Genomic DNA, 21,054 nt, shown 5'->3' with positions numbered 1-21,054 from the left:
ACCTTATTTCGGCATCAAGGCCCAATAGTCGAAGTCCAGCAGGACACCGTCTTCATATTTTCCGTCAGCGGATTTCATTGGGAAGTCTGCACAAGGGCGGTTCTTGGTGGCGACAAGACGGAGGCGCAGTGCGCCGACATCGGTGCGGCCTTCCAGATCTGCGGTGGCGAGCACTTCTGACCAAGCATAGACCGTATCGCCTGCAAACAGCGGCGCGACATGTTTGCCGCCATTGATTCCTGTGATGTGAAACAGATTGCCCAGACCGTTGAAAGACAGCGCTCGGGCTATTGAAATCACATGACCGCCATAGATCAGGCGTTTGCCGAAACGCCCTTTGCCTTCAGTGTGTTGATTAAAATGCACTTTGGCTGTGTTTTGATACAGGCGGGTCGCGATCTGATGCTCGGCTTCTTCGACGGTCATTCCGTCGACATGATCTATTTTTTCGCCCTTGGCATAGTGGTCAAACCGGAAAGGGGAGCCTGCAAGATCATTGTCCCAGTTTTCTAAATCAAGCAGGGGCGCTGCATTGCCCAAAACCAGCGGATCAAGAGCGGCCGGAAGCTCCGGCACCACGGGGTCTGGCGCGGGGCTGGCCGCATCCCGCTTGTTGACCATGACCCAGCGGACATAATCCAGAACTTCGGTGCCATCGGCGGTGTAGCCGGTCGAGCGGACATAAACGACACCGGTTGTGCCGTTGGAATTTTCTTTCTTGCCGATGATTTCGGAAACGGCGGATAGTGTGTCGCCCGGATAGACTGGAGCCAGGAACCTGCCACCGGCATAGCCGAGGTTCGCAACCGCATTCAGGGAAATGTCCGGAACCGTTTTGCCAAAGACAATGTGGAACACCAGCAGGTCATCCAGCGGCGCGCGGTCATAGCCAAGGGAATGAGCGAAATCATCTGAAGACTGGACTGCAAAGCGGGAGCCATAGAGCGCGGTATAAAGGGTCGCATCGCTGGATGTCACCGTGCGCGGGGTCGCGTGACGGATCACCTGCCCAACATGAAAATCCTCGAAGAAATTACCCGGATTTGTTTTGCTCACGACCTGCTCCCGCTGCCTGCTCTTTGAACGATTAAGCCGGGAGCACCGCACAAGTGCAAGAGCGACGATGGGAGAAGGCAGCTGTTGCCCTTGAAAACCTGAAGGTTTGGGATCTCAAAGGGTAATTTCGGGTTTCTTGAACGTCTCCAGGGCCATTTTAAGCTCAGGTGCATTGGCGGCATAGGTTTCAATGGCGATGCCGTTCTTTGCTGCGTCCGCCGCCTGTTGCAGGGCGATGACGCCAGCGCCGGGGCCTTTGGGATGGCTCATGATGCCGCCGCCTGCGCAGAAGATGAAGTCGTCATTGCCGAGCAGGCCGCGCGCCGGATCCATCTGCCAGACCGTCTGGCCGGAGGAAAAGACCGGCATTGCGAGATGCGCCGGTGCGAGATTGTCGCTGTCCGTCCCACAGATTGGCAGTTGAACGGATTTGGCTGATTGGGCCACGACCGCGTCGCTTTCAGTGAACTTATTGGCCAATCCATTGACGTGAAGGTGGTCGGCTCCCGCCAGACGCCAGAGTTTTTGCCAGGCGGTAAAACTGATCCCGATGTCCGGAGAACGTGAATACAGACCCCATCCAGCGCGGTGTCCATGAATGACCATCTTGCTGCGATCTCTGACTGCGCGGAGGCCCGGTAGTCCGACCGACGCCATGCAGACCATGGCGCAGGTTCCGCCGTGTGCTTCCAGCAGATCCAGATTGCGCCACATCTGTTCTATTTCATCGGTGATGTTGAAGGCGTACATCACGCGCTTGCCGGTTTTGTCCGCATGCCGGTTGAGGACATGCGACACCTTTTCAAGGCGCTCTGCGAAGGGGCAATGCGGGCCGTTGGCCTGCAGTTCATCGTCTTTTATGAAATCAATCCCCGCATCGACAAGGGACTGCACCAGATTGGCCGTTTCACTTGGACCCAGACCGACACTGGGCTTGATGATGGTGCCGATGAGTGGCCCTTTGTGTCCACCCATGAGCTTGCGTGTGCCATCCGCGCCGAACTGTGGTCCGGGGTGGGCCTTTGCGAAGTCTGCGGGCAGATCGATGTCGACCAGCCGTATTGCCGAGAGTTCGGCGAGTTCAAACAGGTTGCCTGCCAATGTGGACAGGAGATTGGGCAATGACACGCCGAAATTGTCCAGCGACCAGCTGATGGTCACCGTGCCGCGCTCAAAGTTATCGCCTGTCTTTCTGCTCGGCAGGGACGGCTTGGAAGATGTGCCGGTGATTGTGATGTTTTCGATCCGTGCTGCGGACCGTTCGCGCAGGGCGTCGGTTTCTGCCGCAAGGCGCACGAATGTGCCGGTGGATTGTTCGCCAGCAAGAACGGCTGCGGCCCGGCTTACGCCGACCGGTGTTTCGATGTCATATGTCGCCTGAACCCGGTTCATCGACTTCCCCCTCCGTCTCGGACCCAGCCGAAATAATCATGGCTGCCCATCTGGCCGCCCTTGAGTGCCAGTTCCAGCCCATCCATTGGACCGTCGGCATGTGCCTTGAAAATTGCCGCGCCGGGAATGGTTGGGGCCAGTGCCGACAGCGCGAAGATGCCGAGCTGGCGTGTCGCGTGACCGGACGTGTCGCCGCCCGACACAACAGCGCGCCGTGCACCGCTGCGGTCAAGAACACGATGAAGAATCTGCCCGAGCGCCTCGCCGACCATCTGGTTGGCGGCAGACATACTTAGGTTTGAATTTGCCACCTCGCGGGTGAAGCGATCTACTGCCGGATCATCCGGGCCTTCAGCGGTGTGGATCAGCGTGGCTTGACCTTGCGCCAATGCGCTCAAGGCCGCGTCGACCACGCGGGTGATCTCATCTTCGATTGCCGAGGCACCACCGCAGACGCTTGCCGCATCAAATGCCATGCAGGCAAATCCGTTGTTGCGCGACCAGGCGATCTGACCAGCGGTGGTTGGCGATACAGACCCCGAGACAACGACCATCTTGTCAGCTCTGCCAATGCTTTGAGGTGGTGTGGAAGCGGTAAGCAGCCCACTGTCCTGCCAGTGCCGGACCAGTGCATATTCAATGCCTTGGGAGCCAACGACAAACCGGTTTTCCTGTCGTTGTTGCCAAATCCTCCGGCCCGCGTTTGCTTCAGATGCAGCATCCAGACAGTCCAGCGTCACAGCCGCGATCCGACCGGTTTCGGTTGGCTTTGCCGCTGGCAAAGTTTGGGCCTCTGAGGTCAGGTTTTCTGCCGTCAACAGGCCGATGTCCAGCCGGTTTGACTGCTTCGCAATGTGCAGGGCAACGTCTGATTCAGCCATAGGGGTCACCGGATGGCGCGCCATGACAGGGTGGCGGTCCAGCCTATAGATTTCGTCTCCCATGGCAGCGAAAAGATGGCCAAACACCTGGTATCGGCCCATCTGGGGGGCGGCGACCAGAACGGGCACTAAAGCTGAGGCAAAATGGTCTGCGCCGATCTCGATTGCACGCCCGATGGACCCAACTTCCGGGGAGGAATCCAAGGTTGAGCAAATTTTATAATGTATGATTTGCGGCTTGAGAGCCTTCAACTTGGAGAAGACCTCCGGCAGTTCCTTGCTCATCCAATCAGGCGATTGCGCTCGCGCAGTCGAGGCGACGCCGACACCCTTGAGGTTCGGATAGCGCGCAAGTTGCTCATCGCTCGGCGGCTGCAGGAACAGCATTGTTTGCAGACCCGCGAAGGCAAGCACCTCCATGACCGCAGCAGCTCCGGTGAAGTCGTCACCATACCAGGCCACCAACACCCCGGCTGGTAGACTGTCTTCAGGATTTTTCATGCTGCGAGGTCCCTGATGCGGGTGAGAGGCGTGATCTGCTTAAGTGTTATTACCTCATCATACCAGTTGTCAAACTGAGTGGTCGGGCTACGTGCCGAAATGGAAGGACAGCTCATGGCAAAGTTGGTCTTCGCGGCGAGGGCCGACTCATGGCATTGACTGCAGTATAATGGTGCATGAGCTGAGGTTGGTGGACAGCCCGCTAAGCCGCCTTTTCGGTTCCGGCTGCGACGATCCTAACGACATCGGCCATGATCTCGGTGAGCTGAAAGTCTTTGGGGGTGTAGACGGCAGCGACGCCCAGGGCTTCCAGGCTGGCGGCGTCTTCTTCCGGAATAATACCTCCCACAACAAGGGGTATGTCGTGTGCACCGGCACTGCGCAGGCGGTCCAGAACATCGCGTACCAGCGCCAGATGAGATCCGGACAGGATCGATAAGCCAATGACGTGGACGTCTTCCTCGATGGCGGCGTTGGCGATCTGGGCCGGGGTCAGGCGAATGCCTTCATAGACGACTTCCATGCCGCAATCCCGCGCCCGCACGGCAATCTGCTCCGCGCCGTTGGAATGACCGTCCAGGCCGGGTTTTCCGACCAGGAATTTCAACCGCCGCCCAAGTTTGGTGGAGACAGCATCGACGGTTTCTCGGACGGCAGACAGATCGCCAGCGTCTTCGCGGGCGGATTGGCCCACGCCTGTGGGGGCTCGGTATTCGCCGAAGACATCGCGCAGGATGCTGCCCCATTCGCCGGTGGTGACGCCTGCCTTTGCGGCGGCAATGGAAGGCTCCATGATGTTGCGGCCTTCGATGGCGGCCTGCTTGAGGTCGTGAAGGGCTGTGTCCACCTGTGTCTGGTCCCGCGCCTCCCGCCAGGCTTTCATCTTCTCGATTGCCTCTGTCTCGACATGTTCTGAAACCGTCAGGATACCGCCATCGTCTCCGCCCTCCAGCGGCGAGGCCTCACTTTCGGTCCAGGAGTTGACACCCACAACAGTCTGGTCGCCGGTTTCAATGCCGGAGAGACGGGCGGAATTGGCCTCGACAAGCTTGCGCTTCATGTAGCTGGAATCCACCGCTGCGACCGCTCCGCCCATATCGTCAATGTGGGCCAGTTCCGCGCGTGCTTCGTCTTTCAGCGCCTCGACCTTGCGGGTGATTTCCGCAGATCCGTCGAAGATGTCCGCATACTCCAGAAGGTCCGTCTCATAGGCGACTATCTGCTGCATGCGCAGGGACCATTGCTGATCAAATGGGCGGGGCAGACCGAGGGCTTCGTTCCAGGCGGGAAGCTGAACGGCGCGGGCGCGGGCGTTTTTTGACAGCACCACGGCCAGCATTTCGATCAGGATCCGGTAGACATTGTTTTCTGGCTGCTGTTCCGTCAGGCCTAGCGAATTGACCTGAACGCCATAGCGGAAGCGGCGGTATTTTTCGTCCTCAACGCCATACCGTTCGCGGCAGATTTCATCCCATAATTCGGTGAATGCGCGCATCTTGCACATCTCGGTGATGAAGCGCATGCCTGCATTGACGAAGAAGGAAATCCGCCCGACCGCTTTGGGAAAGTCGGCCTCTGGAATGCTTCCACTCGCCTTGAGGCTGTCCAAAATTGCGACAGCGGTTGCCAGAGCATAGGACAGCTCTTGAACTGGCGTCGCGCCTGCCTCCTGCAAATGATAGGAGCAGACGTTCATCGGGTTCCACTTCGGCATGTTGGCATAGGTCCAGGCGATGACGTCTGTTGTTAGCCGAAGGGAGGGCGCCGGCGGAAACACATAGGTACCGCGCGACAGATATTCCTTAATGATGTCATTCTGGGTCGTGCCGGACAGGGCCATGCGGTTTGCGCCCTGCTCATCAGCGGCGGCAACATACAGCGCCAGCAGCCAGGGGGCGGTCGCATTGATGGTCATGGAAGTGTTCATGCGTTCCAGCGGAATCTCGTGGAATAGGGCGCGCATATCGCCAAGATGGGAGACAGGAACGCCGACCTTGCCAACTTCTCCGCGGGCCAGGAGATCATCCGGGTCATAGCCGGTCTGGGTCGGAAGATCGAAGGCAACAGACAGGCCTGTCTGGCCTTTCGCAAGGTTCGCGCGATAGAGCTTGTTGGAATCAGAAGCGCTTGAGTGACCCGCATAAGTGCGGAAAATCCATGGACGGTCGCGCTCTTGCGCGCTGGCCTTGGGCGCGGATGTGTCCGACTTGCTCATGGTGAGAATCTCCCTCCCTGCACTGGCATGCACCGGGTCAGGTACATCCAGATCAACTTTTCAGCTTTCTGCTTCCTTTAACGGAAACCATGCCGCTTTCTCACGGTCTTGAAAAGCCTGTTTATATGCAATGCAAAAAGCTCCTTGGCCGAAAAGGCAAGTTAAGCAATAGTCGTATAGATTTTGAGTTGTTTGCGCATGATAGTTGCGCAATGATGGTGGGCGGCTTGGATTTTTCTTTTGCGTTGCGAGAGTGATTGGCCAGCAAAATGCCTATGCGGGTGGCCGTAAGTGGGAGGGATTGATGACAACGGGAACGACAGAGGCCAATGACAATCGGACACTGGAGTCAGCGCCGGTGAAGGATCTTTACGAGCTTGGTGAAATTCCGCCGCTCGGCCATGTTCCTGCGAACATGTATGCGTGGACCATTCGGCGTGAGCGCCATGGCCCGCCAGAAGATGCGATGCAGCTTGAGGTCGTGCCGACCTGGGAGCTGGACAGCCAGGAAGTTCTGGTACTCGTGATGGCTGCTGGCGTGAACTACAACGGCATCTGGGCAGGTCTTGGTGAGCCGATCAGTCCGTTCGATGTTCACAAGGCTGATTATCACATCGCCGGCTCTGATGCGTCGGGCATTGTCTGGGCCGTTGGCGATAAGGTGAAGCGTTGGAAAGTCGGCGACGAGGTCGTTGTTCATTGTAATCAGGATGATGGCGACGATGAAGAGTGCAACGGCGGTGATCCGATGTTCTCGCCGTCCCAGCGCATCTGGGGCTATGAGACCCACGACGGATCTTTTGCGCAGTTCACGCGGGTTCAGGCACAGCAGCTGATGCCACGTCCCAAGCATCTGACCTGGGAAGAAAGCGCCTGCTACACGCTGACACTGGCGACCGCTTATCGGATGCTGTTTGGCCATCACCCGCATGAACTCAAGCCCGGGCAGAATGTTCTGGTCTGGGGCGCGTCCGGCGGGCTGGGGTCCTATGCGATCCAGTTGATCAACACGGCCGGGGCCAACGCGATTGGCGTGATTTCGGAAGAGGACAAGCGGGAATTTGTCATGGGCCTTGGGGCCAAGGGCGTGATCAACCGCAAGGACTTCAACTGCTGGGGGAAATTGCCCAAGGTAAATACGCCTGAATATGCGGACTGGTTTGCGGAAGTGCGCAAGTTCGGCAAGGCGATCTGGGACATCACAGGCAAGGGCAATAACGTTGACATCGTCTTCGAGCATCCGGGTGAGGCGACCTTCCCGGTCTCGACCTTCATTTGCAAGAAGGGTGGCATGGTTGTGATTTGTGCTGGAACCACGGGCTTCAATTGTACGTTCGATGTTCGCTACATGTGGATGCATCAGAAGCGTTTGCAGGGCTCACATTTTGCGCATCTGAAGCAGGCGTCCTCCGCCAACAAGTTGATGATTGAGCGTCGGATCGATCCGTATATGTCCGAGGTTTTTCCGTGGGATCAAATTCCCAAGGCTCACACCAAGATGTGGAAGAACCAGCACGCCCCGGGGAATATGTCCGTGCTGGTGAATGCGCCAACGACCGGACTGCGGTCCTATGAAGATGTGCTGGAAGCGTCGGAACGCTGAATTGTAAGCCTTCAGAATCCTGAGTTTTATTGAGAATCAACCCTGACCAACCCGCCTCGGCGGGTTGGTCTTTTTTTGGACATGGATCGTGTCTATCGGATCTGCATTGCTAGGGGAGAGTTAAACAAAAGCCTGTATGCTGGGGGCGGCGCTGGGCCTCATGCCGCGAACCGGGGAAATTCAAATCTCAATGGCACTTGCACGTATTTCGAGAGCGGTCTGTTTTGTTCTGCTGGCCGGGTGCCTCGTGGTGCCTGCCGTCGCACAAGAGAACTTTGGCGTTCTGGGTAAAGACGGTGAGATCATCCCATCGCCCACCGCCACCCAAATAGAGGCGCCTGCCGACACGGAGAGGGGCTCGAAACAAAGCCATATCAGTCCTCTACAGTCTGATTTTTCAACTTTGGGGATTGCGCCTAACACTTTCATTGATTCGGGCGAATATGATCAGCTTCAGATCCGCATTGACGGGCTGTCTTCCCGGTTGAACACGATTGAAGCGGCCGTGTCGCGTGGAAACCTGGCGGCTTCAACCATTTACGGGCTGGAGCAGCGCGTTTTCAACGTTCAAGAGTCCGCTGATGCAATCGTCTCTAGCCTGCGTCCGGCGCTGCAGTCGGTTGGCAGAAACCTGAGCGAGCTGACACCTGCGGAAGTGCAGCAGAACGAGCCTGCCAGTTTGCTGGCGCAGCGTGAAAAGTTCCAAAATCTCCAGCAGGCCATGACAGCTCTTTCAAAGCAGGCGCAGGTCGTTGGCTTTCAAGCGCAGGAACTGGGCAGCCGAATCTCAGAGCAACGCCGATTGGCTCTGAGGGCTGAAATGTTGCATCGGACGGACGGTATTTTGTCGGCCCAACTGTGGGCGCGCGCCTTTGCAGACCTTTCAGCGGCTTTGGTGTCTCTTGAAACGCTTGCGAGAGGCTGGGCGACAACGGTCGAAGGTCGGCTGGGCGTTCTGGGTGTTCCGGGCCTGGCCTTGTATTTCTTTGCGGCGATCCCCCTCATATGGCGCCTGAGGCGCTGGTTGCTGGGCAAGGCAGCGCGGGATCCTGACATCACGGATCCAGACAATGGGCTCAAGGCCAAAGCTGCGGTCTTGATCGTGTTGTCATCGGTTCTGGCTCCGCTGGTGGTTGGTGTATTCTTTTACTCTGCGGTCAATCTGCTCGGGGTTTCGTCTGATCAGATCAATAACGGTTTGAAGGCAATATTCGGCGGGATTCTGTTTGCGACGTTCACCATTGGCTTGTCGAGCGCAATGTTTGCACCGTCCCTGCCGCATTGGCGTATCGATGAAGTCGGGGATGCAGAAGCCAGCACCGCCTATCGGCTTTCGTTCGTTGCAGCGAGTGTTTATGCGATCTTTCTGGCCTTTTTCATTCTTTTTGGAAGCCTCTCGGACGTAACCTTCCTGAGGGCGGCCATGACTGGAATTCTGTCTGTCGGTGTGTCTCTTTGCACGATCCAGATTCTCCGTAGCGCCAGGGCCTTCCCGTCTGAGGATGCTGAGGATTACATCAGCATTCGCGGCATCTGGCCGTGGTTGAAGCCACTCATGTGGGTTGGCGCGTTTGTGTCGTTTTGCGCGCCTTTTGCCGGCTACATCAGTTTGGGCGGGTTCGTATCAGCCCAGATCATCTGGACCTTGCTGTCATTCTTCACTCTGTCCTTGCTGCTTCGGTTTGTTGAGCACTGGCTCGCTCCCAGTTTCTCTCTTGATCGTCCGATAGGCCGGGTTCTCCATGCCACGTTCGGCCTTCCGTCGGCGACGTTGGAACAGATCGGCGTGTTGCTGAGCGGTCTGGTGAAGCTCAGCTTGCTGGCGCTGGTCGTCATGGGTCTTTTGGTCCCATGGGGGTATTCAACCGGTGATATTCTTGGACTTGCTGACAAGATTTTTTCAAGCATGCAGATTGGCTCCGCTGCCATCTCTTTGTCCTCGGTGGTCGGCGCGGTTTTGTTGTTTGCCGTGATCGCGTTTTCCACGAAGGCGACGCAGCGCTGGCTGGAGAAAAAATATCTGCCGAAGACAAGGATGGACATCGGCCTCCAGACATCGGTCACGACTGGCTTCGGATATGTTGGCTACATCATCGCCGGTCTTGCCGCCCTGGCCTTCACCGGTTTGAACTTGCAGAATATTGCGATCGTGGCCGGGGCTTTGTCCGTTGGTGTCGGTTTGGGCTTACAAGGAATCGTGAACAACTTTGTCTCGGGGCTGGTCGTGTTGGCTGAGCGCCCGATCAAGGTCGGTGACTGGGTCATTATAGGCGAGAATCAAGGCTATGTTCGCCGGATAAATGTTCGCGCAACCGAAATTGAGACGTTCGACAGGTCGACGGTGATCATTCCGAACTCAAGTTTGATTTCCGATGTTGTGACGAACTGGATGCATAATAACTCAACGGGTCGAATCACCGTTGCGGTTGGTGTTTCCTATGACAGCGATCCCGAGCAGGTGCGGGAAATTTTACGCGATTGCGCGAGCTCTCATCCTGGGGTGATGTCTTATCCGGCCCCGCAGGTCTATTTCATGGACTTCGGGGATAGCTCGCTCAATTTTGAGATGCGTTGCTTCCTGCCGAATATAGAACGTGCTCTGGAAGTGGGATCAGATCTTCGGTTTGCGGTCTTCCGGAAACTGGCTGAGGCAAAAATTGAAATACCGTTCCCACAACGTGATCTGAACATCCGATCTGGCAGCTTTAACAATCAGGGCGGGAATAACGCCGTTCCGCTTCCGGGTCTGGCGAACGACAGAACTGATGGATAATTGAGAACTTTATGGACATAACCCGTTTCAAGGCCGTTTTCATCGTGTTTGCCTGCTTGCTGGCCGCAGGTTGTCTTCCAAAAACTCCTGACGTTGTTCCTGTCTTTTATCAAAGCATGGCCGTCGTCGATGCCCAAGTTGATCAACAGGTTGCGGCGCAGATGATTTCGCAATATCGGGCAAACAATGGCCTCGGGCCTGTCACCGTCGATCCGGCTCTTGGGGCTATAGTGCTGTCTCAGGCTCGGGCGATGGCCAAGGCTGGGTCCGTTAAGGCATCGCTTGCAAAAAATCAGCTTTTGTCAGCGCGGATGGCTGCGATTGGTGAACCTGGAACCTATGCGGTTGAAAATGTCAGTGGCGGATACCGGACGCTGGCAAATGCTTTTTCCGGCTGGCGGGATTCGCCCAAGCACAATGCGGTGATGCTGGACAGCAAGGCAACGCGCCTCGGCATTGCGACAGCTTATTCTCCTCGCGCAAAACACAAGGTGTTCTGGTCGCTGGTGATGGCCGCACCGAAACAACAGTAGCAGACTGCGTTACTTGTGCGTGCCCGAGAAAACAAAAGGCCCCCTGAACGCACAATGATCGGCGGGCCTTTTCCTGAATTAAAATCTTAGGACGTCAGCGGTCCAGATCGCCCTTCAGCCAGTCGCGGAACTGGGACCTGCTGCCGAAAAAGACGTTTCGATCAACGTTGCCATCAATACCCGGAACTCTGCCTTCCGCCGTGTACTGCCAGAAATACCAGTCGTTCCGCTCGTCGTAGATATTGTTTGGATGATTGGCGACCGACCGCAACCAGAATTGCTCATCTTTGAAGACGCCGACCATGCGGTCCCGGTGGAAGTCGACAGAGGAGTAAATCACCGGCCGTTTGCCGTAGTATTTTTCGATTTCATCCAGGAAATGTTTCATGTCCCTGACGATTTGTGCCCGTGGTGGGCGCTTTTGGCATGTCTTGGAGTGGGCATTCCATTCCATGTCTAGAACCAGCGGCAAGGCGGTGGGATCAAGCGGAACGGTTCTCAGCACCCAATCAACTTGTTCTTCAACCGGTCTGCAGAAGTAATAGAAGTGATAAGCACCGCGCGGAACGCCTGCAGCCTTGGCACCATACCAATTGTCGAGAAACCGATGGTCCGCGTGATCGCCGCCTTCCGTTGCCTTGATCCAGGCAAATTCAACCCCACCCTTTTTGGCTTTTACCCAATCCACATCGCCCTGGTACTTGGAGATATCGATGCCGTGAATAGCATAGTCTTCTGGAGTGGGGTCGGGAAAGTCCGCCAGAGAGCAGGATGTTAGGAGCGCAACTCCGGCGATTGAGCAAAGCTGACGGAGCATGTGAAACACGGCGGATCTCGCTTGGTTAAAAAGACGCGAATTTATTGGACCAAAATGGAGCATGTTTCCTAACGAAACATGGAGATTACGGAAGTGTGACCGCATGTGGATGAGATGTGGGTAAATTTCGCTGTGTTGGCCGTTGAATTCGAACTTAAGGGGAGCTGAAAATCGCAGAATTGCCATGCAGCGCTTTAAGTTGACGACACAGTTTGCGGGTAATGCTTCGGAATTCGTGCGTTGCAGCTCTGCCTTGAAAGGCATTTGTGGACCTTGCGGACCTGTTGCCTTAAGAGGGATGCGAATTCATTTTGAGGACAAATTCTCGATGACTGACCGCCTGACCATCGCCACGTGGAATATCAACTCTGTTCGGTTGCGGATGCCGATTATCGAGAAGTTCCTGGAAGAAGAGCAGCCTGACGTTCTGTGCTTGCAGGAAACCAAATGTCCGGATGCGAACTTCCCTTTCGCGCCGCTCCGCAAGGCCGGGTATGAGCACATCGAAATCAATGGGCAGAAAGGCTATCACGGGGTCGCGACGATCTCTCGCCTGCCGCTTACTAATTTGGAAAAGCGCGAATTCTGCGAAATGGGCGATAGCCGTCACATTGCCGTTGATGTGCCGTTCAATGGGGGTGCTGTCCGGGTTCATAATTTCTATGTGCCTGCTGGCGGGGATGAACCAGACCGTGACATCAATCCGAAGTTTGGACATAAACTCGATTTCTTTGCAGAAATGAAAGCCTGGCTGCAGGGCGCTGAGACGGCCAAACCGGCGGTGCTTGTCGGTGACCTTAATGTCGCTCCGTATGAACATGATGTCTGGTCACACAAGAAGCTCTTGAAGGTCGTCAGTCATACGCCGCTTGAAGTCGATTTGTTCGAGAACGTTCGGAAGACCGGCGGGTGGATAGATGCCATGCGACAGTTCACGCCGATGGAAGAAAAGCTCTACACTTGGTGGAGTTACAGGGCCAAAGACTGGTCTGCAGCCGACAAGGGTCGACGGCTTGATCATGTCTGGGTGTCAGAAGCTCTCGGGACAAATGTACGTGGGACACGTATCGTACGTGAAGCCCGTGGCTGGGAAAAGCCGTCCGATCACGCGCCGGTCATTGCAGAGTTTTCTGTCTGAGCCAAAAGCGACTCAATTTTGCTCTCCGTTCTGACGCATCTGTTTATAGCGTCAGAATGACTTTTCCTTGCACCTTGCGCTCTGAGATTTCCGACAGGGCTTCTGCAATTTTTTCCAGCGGATAGACCGCATGGATGTTCGGTTTCAACTTGCCTTCAACGACCCAGCTCAGCAGCTGGGTCATGTTTTCCCGATGGCCGTCCGGATCCCTGATAATCGCCTCACTCCAGAAAATGCCGAGAACATCACAGCCCTTGAGCATCACGACGTTGAGCGGAATTTTGGGTATTTGGCCAGCTGCAAAGCCTATGACCAGATAGCGGCCTTTCCAGGTTGTTGCCCTGAGGGCCTGCTCGGCCATGTCGCCGCCGACCGGGTCATAGACGACATCGACGCCTTCACCATTGGTCATGGTTTTCAGAGTTTTTTTCAGATCTTCTTTTGAATAATCGACTGTTCGCTGTGCGCCGAGATTGCGCGCAAAGGCCAGTTTTTCCTCAGAAGAGGCGCATGCAATGACCTTTGCACCCATCAGAAGTGCGATTTCCACTGCAGCTTGCCCTGCGCCACCTGATGCACCCAAGATCGCAACAGTCTCTCCTTCTGACAGAGCAGCTCTATCGCGAAAAGCGTGCAAGGTGGTGCCATAGGTGACGGTCAATCCAGCAGCCTGCTCAAAGGAGACACTGTCAGGCAGTTTGATCAATTCATCTTCTGTCGCGATCACCAGTTCGCGGGCTGCACCCCAGCGGATATAGCCCATGACCCGGTCGCCGACAGCAACCGCCTCAATGCCTTCTCCTATGGATTCGACCGTGCCGGCAAACTCTGCACCTGGAGAAAAGGGAAGTTCCGGTTTGCTCTGATATTTGCCCTGAATGATCAGCGTGTCGAAAAAATTCAAAGCACAGGCTTTGACGCGAACAAGAATTTCTCCTTCGCCCGGAACTGGGCCCTGGAGGCTTTCGATAACGAGATCAGAAGGTTGTCCTAGTTTTTTACAGAGGCAAGCTTTCACGGGTGTGTCTCTCAGATCAATGTATTCGTTAAACTTGCTTGTTGGTAACATGACCGGTTGTGAGGGGGAATGGCCATGGTTAACAAACTGGAGCGTTCCGATCTCTTGAAGTCTTGGCGCTTTGGCGGATAGAAGAGCCATTCGTTGAGCCCGCTGAAGAAGGACAAGAACAATGCGCGGATATTTTGCAGTCGGGGCGGAGGGGCTGTCCAAACGGATGAACCTTGGAAATCTGATGCGCTCTGCACATGCTTTTGGTGCCAATTTCTTTTTTACTGTTGATGCTGCTCAAAACCTGCGTAAAGCGCCGGCATCCGATACATCCAAAAGCCCCGGCCACTTGCCGCTGTTCTCCTGGGATAGCGTTGAAACCATGGATTTGCCGCGCGGCTGTCAGGTTGTCGGAATTGAGCTGACCGATGATGCGATTGATTTGCCAAGTTTCGGCCATCCACTGCAGGCGGCTTACGTGTTGGGTCCAGAGCGAGGATCCTTGTCACCAGCGATGCTGGAGCGATGCGATCACGTGGTGAAGATCCCGACCAATTTTTGCATCAATGTTGCGATGGCAGGGGCTATTGTTCTTTATGATCGGCACCGGGCCCTTGGCCGATATGCTGATCGTGCTCTGACCGCAGGTGGTCCGACTCAAGAACGGCCAAAGCATGTCAGTGGTGGGCCGATATCCCGAATGGGGCGCGTCGTGCCGGGTCATGGCGAGTAAGCGAAATATAAAAAAGATTTGTTCCGCTATCGTTTAGTCCACATCCACCGAACTGTCGGCTTCGATGATTTGGCGCAGACGGGCGAAGGCGAGACGGATACGGGATTTAACCGTTCCAAGCGGCACGCCGGTTTCCTCTGAGATCTGGCTGTGGGACAGGCCGGAGAAAAACGCGAGCTTAATCACGCTCACCTGGTCGTCCGGCAGCGATGAAAGGGCAGATCGGACACGTTGTTCGCGCAGCCTGGCATCCATCTCAACTGTTACATCGGGAACGCTTGCCGGTTGTAGCAATGGTTCGTCCGGGTTCAATTCAGCGGTTCTTTGTCTGCGGAGCCTGTCGATGCGCCTGTTTCGAGCAATTCGATAAAGCCATGTGCTCGCGGACGATTTCTTTGGATCGAAGAGCTCTGCCTTGCGCCATAGGGTCACCATCACCTCTTGGGCGATTTCCTCAGCGGAGCCTTGATCTGCTCCTTGCTGCATCAGATACCCTTTCAGGCGAGGCGCAAAGTGATCAAAGAGCTCCGCAAAGGCGGATTTATCCTTGTCCTTTGCGACCTGGACGATCAGATCTGAATAGTGCTGCAGCTGTCCAACCAAACAGGAACTCCTTGTTCTGTTGATCTTCTTAGCAGGTTCCGGGGATTTCGGAAGTGAAGACGCCATACTGTCGCCGGATTTATCCCCCCAGCGTGCACATGATGAAGGCCGAAATAAAAAAATGCGTCATTTTGCAAATGATCTCGGAACTTCAACCCTTTCGTAACCGCCTTCAAATTATCATTAAGGCAAGGTTTATATGCCATTAGGCATTTGAGTAAAATGTGACAGACGTTCACAAGCATAGACGGTGTGGAGATGATGCAAGCAAAAACGCTGATTGCGGCCTTTATCGGCCTTGTTCTTTCGAGTGCAGCGGTTTTCGCACAGACCCCGACGTTGCTGAAGCAGCATAAGGACTGGGCGGCCTATACACACGCAAGCGGAAGTGGGAAGGTCTGCTACGCGCTGACAAAGCCAACACAAATGTTGCCTGGCGACAGAAATCATGGGGATGTTTTCTTCTTCGTGTCGAGCCGACCAAGCGAAGGTGTTACGGCAGAGCCAAGCCTTCTTGTTGGTTATCCGCTGAAAGAAGGGTCGACTGTGACGGTCAATATCGATGGCAAGACTTTCAATCTGTTCACCAAGAATGATGGCGCCTGGGTCGAAAATGCGGCCACTGAAGCGCAGTTGATTGCGGCGATGAAGGCCGGACGTGAAATGTCCGTGAGCGGGCAGTCTGGCCGTGGTACGCAGACATCCTATAAGTTCTCCTTGGCAGGTGTTACGGCAGCTATCAACACAGCTGGAGCGGCTTGCCGCTAACCGGATAAGAGAATGAATGTTGAAAGGTCGGCTTGTCGCCGGCCTTTTTGCATTTGTGCATATCGGCAATGCGCCCCAAAAACTTGATTTTTCGCAGGTTATGTGGTTTTGACACGCCTTGACTTGAGCACGACACTGTCGGGCTGGTCCAGACTTGGCCAAATAGCCGAGAGGTGTGTGTCCTGCAGGGCCACCCGCAAGGCCGTTTCTGGATTGAGAGACGCGGAAGTTCGAAGCGGCATTTATGCTCACGGGCAGAAACACAACGGACCAGAAAATGGCAATGACGCTCGACATCGCGCGCGATAATGCGAATGCGCCTACAATCATGACCGCCAAAGCGGTTGCTCCTGTTATGGGCGAAGACATGCCGATTTTGATCGGCTTGAATCGTGAAGAGTTGGCAGCGGCCATGGCTGAGGTTGGTGTGCCGGAGAGACAGCGGCGGATGCGGGCCTCGCAACTTTGGCATTGGCTTTATGTGCGCGGCGTTTCAGATTTTTCATATATGACGAACATTGCCAAGGATCTCAGGGCCAAGCTTGCCGAGACTTTTTCGCTTGCACGTCCTGAAATCGTCGATGAGCAGATTTCCGTTGATGGCACGCGTAAGTGGCTGTTCAGGTTTCCACCGCGCGGCGCGGGGCGTCCAGTCGAGGTGGAAACGGTTTATATCCCTGAAGAGGGCCGTGGAACGCTCTGCGTCTCCTCGCAGGTCGGCTGCACATTGACGTGTACCTTCTGCCATACTGGAACCCAGAAGCTGGTGAGAAACCTGACGTCTGAAGAGATTCTATCTCAGATACTGCTGGCGCGTGATCGTCTCGGCGATTTTCCGGACGCCACGACGCCGCAGGGGACTGTCGTGCCATCTGAAGGTCGCCTTGTGACCAATGTTGTCATGATGGGCATGGGCGAGCCGCTGTATAATTTTGAGAACATCAAGAAAGCGCTTTTGATTGCCTCCGACGGAGACGGCCTGTCCCTGTCCAAGCGCCGGATTACCCTGTCGACATCAGGTGTTGTGCCTGAAATTTTCCGCACAGGGGATGAAATCGGCTGCAGTTTGGCGATTTCTCTTCATGCGGTGAATGACGAACTGCGTAATGTCCTCGTGCCAATCAACAAAAAATGGCCGCTCAAGGATTTGCTGGAAGCCTGCCGCAACTATCCGGGCTTGTCGAATGCCAAGCGGATCACGTTCGAATACGTGATGCTGAAGGGGATCAATGACAGCAACAAAGATGCTCTGGAACTTGTGCGCTTGCTGAAAGGCATTCCTGCAAAAATCAATCTGATCCCGTTTAACCCCTGGCCGGGTTCGGAATATGAATGTTCTGATTGGGAGCGAATTGAGGAATTCTCCGACATCGTCAATCGCGCCGGTTATGCCTCGCCGATCCGGACGCCGCGTGGCCGTGATATCTTCGCCGCATGCGGTCAGCTGAAATCGGCTTCCGAGCGGATGCGGAAGAAAGATCGTGACGCGATTGCTGTAGGGGCCTGATACTAGCTGTTGTTGAATTTATAAGGCCGCCCTTGGGCGGCCTTTTGTATTTTGGGAGCAGTTAAGCCAGGTCGTGTTTCGACATCGGCAGATCTGTGATCCATTCGCCCTTGGCGGCGGCGATTGCGTTTGCCACGGCTGGACCGATTGGAGGGGTCCCAGGTTCTCCGACCCCTGTCGGGGCTTCTTCCGATGCGACGATGTGCACGTCTATTTCCGGCATATCTGTCATGCGAAGGGGCAGATAAGTGTCGAAGTTTTCCTGATCAACAACGCCATCTGTCATGGTGATCTCGTTGCGCAGGATCGCGCCCAGGCCATAGCCGATGCCGCCTTCCATCTGAGCTCGGATGTTGTCCGGGTTGATTGGAATGCCGCAATCAACGGCGCAGATGACTTTCTCAATCTTGACCGTGCCGTCTTCCCGGAAGGAGATTTCAGCGACTTCTGCCACATAGGACTTAAAGGATTCCACGGCGGCAATGCCGCGATAGCGTCCTTCTGCAAGTGGCTTGCCCCAATCGGCTTTTTCTGCAGCAAGCTTCAAAACGCCTGCAAGGCGCGGATTTCTGACGCGCTTCAGGCGGTATGCCAGCGGGTCTTCTCCTGCTTCCTTGGCCAACCTGTCTATCATGGTTTCTGCTACATAACCCGTGTGCGTATGGCCAACAGACCGCCACCATAGCACCGGCACTGCGGTTTCCGCGTTGTGCGCTTCTGCCTGGAATGCCGGGAGGTCGTATGGCATTTCTCCGATGCCTTCCACTGTTGTTGAATCAACGCCGTCCTTGACCGAATACTGCTCGAAAGCAGTGCCAGTCATGATGGACTTTGCGGCAACTCGATGAAGCCAACCCAGAACATTGCCGTCTTCGTCGAAACCAACGCGGGCCTTGTGAGCGACCATGGGCCGGTAGTAACCACCCTTGATGTCGTCTTCGCGGGTCCAGACAACCTTGATTGGCTGTGGGGCATTGCCAGCATCCAGTCTTGCTTTTGCGATCAGGGACGCTTCGGCAAAGTAGTGACTGTCCGGCTGAGCCCTGCGGCCGAAGGAGCCTCCTGCCCAGAGTGTATTGATCGAGACTTTATCGGGTGTGAGCCCAAGTACGCCGCCGGCGACCATCTGGTCGATGGTCTGGAACTGTGAGCCCGTCCAGAATGTTGCGCTTTCACCGTCGTAAAGCACCGTAATGTCCAATGGTTCCATGGGGGCATGGGCCAGGAAGGGGAATGCGTAATCGATTTCAATGACTTTGGCGGCGCTGGAGAGGGCAGCTTCCACATCCCCGTGGCCAGATGGCACTGTGAAGCCAGTCTGCGCTGTCATGTCTGCCAGCTCTTCAGCCATTGCAGACGTGCCGCGCTGTTCAGCTTTCGAGTTGTCCCAGGTGATGTTCAAAAGATCGCGGGCCTTGATGGCGGGCCAGGTGGTCGTCGCCAGAACGGCAACGCCGCTCGGAACCATGACCACATCGACCACGCCCTCGATCTTGCGCGCTTCCGCATCATCGACTTTCGCTGGCACTGTACCGAATTTCGGCGGCCTTGCCAGAACCGCAACCAGCATGTTGTCTGCCTGATGGTCCATCCCGTAGAGGCTGACTGCGCCTGTCGTTTTGGCCGCCATGTCCACTCTGGGAAACGATTTGCCGATATATACCCAGTCTGCAGGCGTTTTCAGAGACGGTTTTGCGGGAACGTCTTGCCTTCCAGCCAATTCCGCGAGCTCGCCAAAGCTGGCAGATTGCCCGCTCGTGTGATTGACGATCCCCTTGGAAACGGTGATCTCACCAGCTAGAACGTCCCATTTCTGCGCGGCTGCGGCCACCAGCATTGCTTTTGCGGCGGCTCCTGCTGTGCGATATTGGATGAAGGAATTGGCCATGGCGGTGGACCCGCCAGTCCCTTGCACTCCGAACGCAAGGTTCTTGTAGAGTTCCACGTTTGCGGGGGCGAAGTTGGTCTCTACCTGAGCTGCATCTGCATCCAGTTCATCTGCAACAAGTGTCGCAAGGCCGGTGGCCGTGCCTTGACCCTTGTCGAGATGCTTGATCAGCACGATGACTTTGTTGTCGGGGCGAATGTGCACGAAAGGCTGGGCAAGGTCGCCGGTCTGATTCGCTGCCTGGGCCGTGCCTGGCATCCTAAGCGCGAGCATTAGGCCGCCGAGTGCTCCTGCGGATAGTTTCAGGAAGTTACGGCGTGACGGCCGTGCTGCCTCAAGGGGAGCGTCGAGGAGATGAAACATGGATCAGGCCTCCATCTTTTCGGCAGCGACGTGGATCGCCTTGCGGATGCGGGCGTAGGTTGCGCATCGGCAGACATTGCCGTCCATGGCTTCATCGATATCTTCGTTCGTTGGCTTGGGCGTTTCATTCAGGAGTGCCGTTGCCGCAAGGATTTGGCCGGATTGGCAATAGCCGCATTGAGGCACATTCAACTCGGCCCATGCAGTTTGAACCGCCTCGGCCGCCTTGCCGTTGTTGCCTTCGATGGTCGTGATGTTTGTTCCCTCTGCGTCTTCCAGAAGAGTTTGACAGGAGCGGATTGGTTCGCCGTCCATATGGACTGTACAGGCGCCGCATTGAGCGATGCCGCAACCAAATTTAGTGCCAGTCATCTTGAGTTCGTCTCGAAGGACCCACAAAAGAGGTGTTTCAGGGTCCGCAGCAATGTTTAGCATTGACCCGTTTAAAGTAATTGTGACAGACATTCTTGGAAGATCTCCCTTGGCTAGTATAAACTGGCTAGTGGGTAATTGGATGAGATTATAGTTGTTATTAATTAGAATGCACCTATTAGGTGGGTTTTAGTAAACTTAGAAGTTTACGTAGTGTTTGATGCGTAAGCATCAAGTGCAGGGAGGGAAAGAATTTAACGATGGCGCTGACGGATCAGAAGAACAAGCAGATTATTGAAGCCGCGATGGACGAATTCCAGGAGCGAGGCTTTGCCGGTGCAAGTATGGACCGCATTTCAGATCGTGCTCAGGTCTCCAAGAGGACCGTCTACAATCATTTTGAAAGCAAAGAAGTTCTATTCCGTTCAATCAGCGACTGCCTTGCAGATCAAGTTCAATCGTCCTTGGACATAACGTTTAATCCTGATGTGCCGATACGCGATGAATTGGTCAGGCTTGGCTTGGCGCAGGGTGCGCTTCTAACCGATCCGAAAGGGATGGGTTTGGCCAGGATGATGATGGGCGAGCTTATCCGTGACCCTGATATTGCTGCCAATATGAACCGACGGCTGGACATGGTGCGGGTCGTGAAAAACTTCTTCGATACGGCTGTTGAAGCCGGACGTTTGCGAATCCCAGACACTTGGGTCGCAGCCGAGCAGTTTTTGGGACTTATCAAGTCGAGGGGATTTTATCCCAAGTTGTTTGGTGAGGTATTGTCTACCCATGAGGAGATGGCGGTGATCATCGAAGATACGGTTGTCATGTTCCTGAACAGCTATGGTGTCCCGGGGGATGCTTCCGATAAATAATTCCGAGCTCCACTGTCGTCTCACTCCTGC

At 55.4% G+C, this 21,054-nt stretch carries 17 protein-coding genes; 8 read left to right on the top strand and 9 right to left on the bottom strand.

Features of this window, described 5'->3' with window-relative positions; all coding sequences use genetic code 11:
• Positions 1 to 3: 3 nt before the first annotated feature.
• The 4 genes from V6575_RS17205 to V6575_RS17190 all read right to left on the bottom strand — a co-directional run bounded on the left by V6575_RS17205 (position 4) and on the right by V6575_RS17190 (position 6,045).
• Complete coding sequence (locus tag V6575_RS17205) at positions 4 to 1,056, bottom strand: MaoC family dehydratase (RefSeq protein ID WP_340276093.1); 1,053 nt, start codon at positions 1,054 to 1,056, stop codon at positions 4 to 6.
• 114 nt (positions 1,057 to 1,170) lie between these two features.
• Positions 1,171 to 2,448, bottom strand: a complete 1,278-nt coding sequence (locus V6575_RS17200) for a ribulose-bisphosphate carboxylase large subunit family protein (RefSeq protein ID WP_340276090.1) — start codon at positions 2,446 to 2,448, stop codon at positions 1,171 to 1,173.
• The gene (locus tag V6575_RS17195; protein WP_340276089.1) at positions 2,445 to 3,830 is read right to left on the bottom strand and encodes a four-carbon acid sugar kinase family protein; all 1,386 of its coding nucleotides are present in this window, start codon (positions 3,828 to 3,830) and stop codon (positions 2,445 to 2,447) included. The genes V6575_RS17200 and V6575_RS17195 overlap by 4 nt, the downstream gene beginning before the upstream one ends.
• Before the next feature lie 202 nt (positions 3,831 to 4,032).
• A complete protein-coding gene (locus V6575_RS17190; protein ID WP_340276088.1) occupies positions 4,033 to 6,045 on the bottom strand; it encodes a methylmalonyl-CoA mutase family protein in 2,013 nt (670 codons plus the stop codon).
• Between the two features lie 304 nt (positions 6,046 to 6,349).
• Between V6575_RS17190 and ccrA the strand changes: the two genes are divergently transcribed.
• From ccrA to V6575_RS17175, 3 genes are all read left to right on the top strand, one after another.
• Positions 6,350 to 7,648, top strand: coding sequence for a crotonyl-CoA carboxylase/reductase (gene ccrA, locus V6575_RS17185; RefSeq protein WP_340276087.1), 1,299 nt, complete (start codon positions 6,350 to 6,352; stop codon positions 7,646 to 7,648).
• Positions 7,649 to 7,838: 190 nt separating this feature from the next.
• Positions 7,839 to 10,421 (top strand): DUF3772 domain-containing protein, encoded by a 2,583-nt coding sequence (locus tag V6575_RS17180; protein ID WP_340276086.1) that lies wholly within the window; start codon positions 7,839 to 7,841, stop codon positions 10,419 to 10,421.
• 11 nt (positions 10,422 to 10,432) lie between these two features.
• Positions 10,433 to 10,954, top strand: coding sequence for a CAP domain-containing protein (locus V6575_RS17175; protein WP_340276085.1), 522 nt, complete (start codon positions 10,433 to 10,435; stop codon positions 10,952 to 10,954).
• 94 nt (positions 10,955 to 11,048) lie between these two features.
• Here the strand turns inward: V6575_RS17175 and V6575_RS17170 are convergent, their stop codons facing one another.
• Positions 11,049 to 11,771, bottom strand: coding sequence for a glycoside hydrolase family 25 protein (locus V6575_RS17170; protein WP_340276159.1), 723 nt, complete (start codon positions 11,769 to 11,771; stop codon positions 11,049 to 11,051).
• 328 nt (positions 11,772 to 12,099) lie between these two features.
• Here V6575_RS17170 and xth point away from each other — a divergent pair, with 328 nt between their 5' ends.
• Positions 12,100 to 12,909, top strand: coding sequence for an exodeoxyribonuclease III (gene xth, locus V6575_RS17165; RefSeq protein ID WP_340276084.1), 810 nt, complete (start codon positions 12,100 to 12,102; stop codon positions 12,907 to 12,909).
• Positions 12,910 to 12,952: 43 nt separating this feature from the next.
• Here the strand turns inward: xth and V6575_RS17160 are convergent, their stop codons facing one another.
• Positions 12,953 to 13,927 (bottom strand): NADPH:quinone oxidoreductase family protein, encoded by a 975-nt coding sequence (locus tag V6575_RS17160; protein ID WP_340276082.1) that lies wholly within the window; start codon positions 13,925 to 13,927, stop codon positions 12,953 to 12,955.
• 172 nt (positions 13,928 to 14,099) lie between these two features.
• Between V6575_RS17160 and V6575_RS17155 the strand changes: the two genes are divergently transcribed.
• Positions 14,100 to 14,651: an RNA methyltransferase gene (locus V6575_RS17155; RefSeq protein ID WP_340276081.1), complete on the top strand. Its 552-nt coding sequence runs from the start codon at positions 14,100 to 14,102 to the stop codon at positions 14,649 to 14,651.
• Between the two features lie 33 nt (positions 14,652 to 14,684).
• Here the strand turns inward: V6575_RS17155 and V6575_RS17150 are convergent, their stop codons facing one another.
• The gene (locus V6575_RS17150) at positions 14,685 to 15,254 is read right to left on the bottom strand and encodes a sigma-70 family RNA polymerase sigma factor (protein WP_340276080.1); all 570 of its coding nucleotides are present in this window, start codon (positions 15,252 to 15,254) and stop codon (positions 14,685 to 14,687) included.
• Positions 15,255 to 15,512: 258 nt separating this feature from the next.
• On the opposite strand from V6575_RS17150, the gene V6575_RS17145 reads away from it, so the two are divergent.
• Together V6575_RS17145 and rlmN are read left to right on the top strand one after the other, a co-directional pair.
• Positions 15,513 to 16,022: an invasion associated locus B family protein gene (locus tag V6575_RS17145; RefSeq protein WP_340276078.1), complete on the top strand. Its 510-nt coding sequence runs from the start codon at positions 15,513 to 15,515 to the stop codon at positions 16,020 to 16,022.
• 328 nt (positions 16,023 to 16,350) lie between these two features.
• Complete coding sequence (gene rlmN, locus V6575_RS17140; RefSeq protein WP_340276158.1) at positions 16,351 to 17,529, top strand: dual-specificity RNA methyltransferase RlmN; 1,179 nt, start codon at positions 16,351 to 16,353, stop codon at positions 17,527 to 17,529.
• Positions 17,530 to 17,590: 61 nt separating this feature from the next.
• Here the strand turns inward: rlmN and V6575_RS17135 are convergent, their stop codons facing one another.
• A complete protein-coding gene (locus tag V6575_RS17135; protein ID WP_340276076.1) occupies positions 17,591 to 19,780 on the bottom strand; it encodes a xanthine dehydrogenase family protein molybdopterin-binding subunit in 2,190 nt (729 codons plus the stop codon).
• Between the two features lie 3 nt (positions 19,781 to 19,783).
• The gene (locus tag V6575_RS17130; RefSeq protein WP_340276075.1) at positions 19,784 to 20,245 is read right to left on the bottom strand and encodes a (2Fe-2S)-binding protein; all 462 of its coding nucleotides are present in this window, start codon (positions 20,243 to 20,245) and stop codon (positions 19,784 to 19,786) included.
• Between the two features lie 167 nt (positions 20,246 to 20,412).
• On the opposite strand from V6575_RS17130, the gene V6575_RS17125 reads away from it, so the two are divergent.
• Positions 20,413 to 21,024, top strand: coding sequence for a TetR/AcrR family transcriptional regulator (locus V6575_RS17125; RefSeq protein ID WP_340276072.1), 612 nt, complete (start codon positions 20,413 to 20,415; stop codon positions 21,022 to 21,024).
• The last annotated feature ends 30 nt before the right edge of the window (positions 21,025 to 21,054 follow it).

This window comes from Roseibium algae (assembly GCF_037783265.1).
GTDB classification, from domain to species: Bacteria; Pseudomonadota; Alphaproteobacteria; order Rhizobiales; family Stappiaceae; genus Roseibium; species Roseibium algae.
This window is presented reverse-complemented; position numbering and strand designations above follow the sequence as displayed.

What these genes read in the sequence shown, in the direction of transcription:
- ccrA (WP_340276087.1), top strand. Translation starts at nt 6,350, where the DNA reads ATGACAACGGGAACGACAGAGGCCAATGACAATCGGACACTGGAGTCA.
- V6575_RS17125 (WP_340276072.1), top strand. Translation starts at nt 20,413, where the DNA reads ATGGCGCTGACGGATCAGAAGAACAAGCAGATTATTGAAGCCGCGATG.
- V6575_RS17130 (WP_340276075.1), bottom strand. Translation starts at nt 20,245, where the DNA reads ATGTCTGTCACAATTACTTTAAACGGGTCAATGCTAAACATTGCTGCG.
- V6575_RS17200 (WP_340276090.1), bottom strand. Translation starts at nt 2,448, where the DNA reads ATGAACCGGGTTCAGGCGACATATGACATCGAAACACCGGTCGGCGTA.
- V6575_RS17190 (WP_340276088.1), bottom strand. Translation starts at nt 6,045, where the DNA reads ATGAGCAAGTCGGACACATCCGCGCCCAAGGCCAGCGCGCAAGAGCGC.
- V6575_RS17195 (WP_340276089.1), bottom strand. Translation starts at nt 3,830, where the DNA reads ATGAAAAATCCTGAAGACAGTCTACCAGCCGGGGTGTTGGTGGCCTGG.
- xth (WP_340276084.1), top strand. Translation starts at nt 12,100, where the DNA reads ATGACTGACCGCCTGACCATCGCCACGTGGAATATCAACTCTGTTCGG.
- V6575_RS17135 (WP_340276076.1), bottom strand. Translation starts at nt 19,780, where the DNA reads ATGTTTCATCTCCTCGACGCTCCCCTTGAGGCAGCACGGCCGTCACGC.
- rlmN (WP_340276158.1), top strand. Translation starts at nt 16,351, where the DNA reads ATGACCGCCAAAGCGGTTGCTCCTGTTATGGGCGAAGACATGCCGATT.
- V6575_RS17145 (WP_340276078.1), top strand. Translation starts at nt 15,513, where the DNA reads ATGATGCAAGCAAAAACGCTGATTGCGGCCTTTATCGGCCTTGTTCTT.
- V6575_RS17180 (WP_340276086.1), top strand. Translation starts at nt 7,839, where the DNA reads ATGGCACTTGCACGTATTTCGAGAGCGGTCTGTTTTGTTCTGCTGGCC.
- V6575_RS17155 (WP_340276081.1), top strand. Translation starts at nt 14,100, where the DNA reads ATGCGCGGATATTTTGCAGTCGGGGCGGAGGGGCTGTCCAAACGGATG.
- V6575_RS17170 (WP_340276159.1), bottom strand. Translation starts at nt 11,771, where the DNA reads ATGCTCCGTCAGCTTTGCTCAATCGCCGGAGTTGCGCTCCTAACATCC.
- V6575_RS17175 (WP_340276085.1), top strand. Translation starts at nt 10,433, where the DNA reads ATGGACATAACCCGTTTCAAGGCCGTTTTCATCGTGTTTGCCTGCTTG.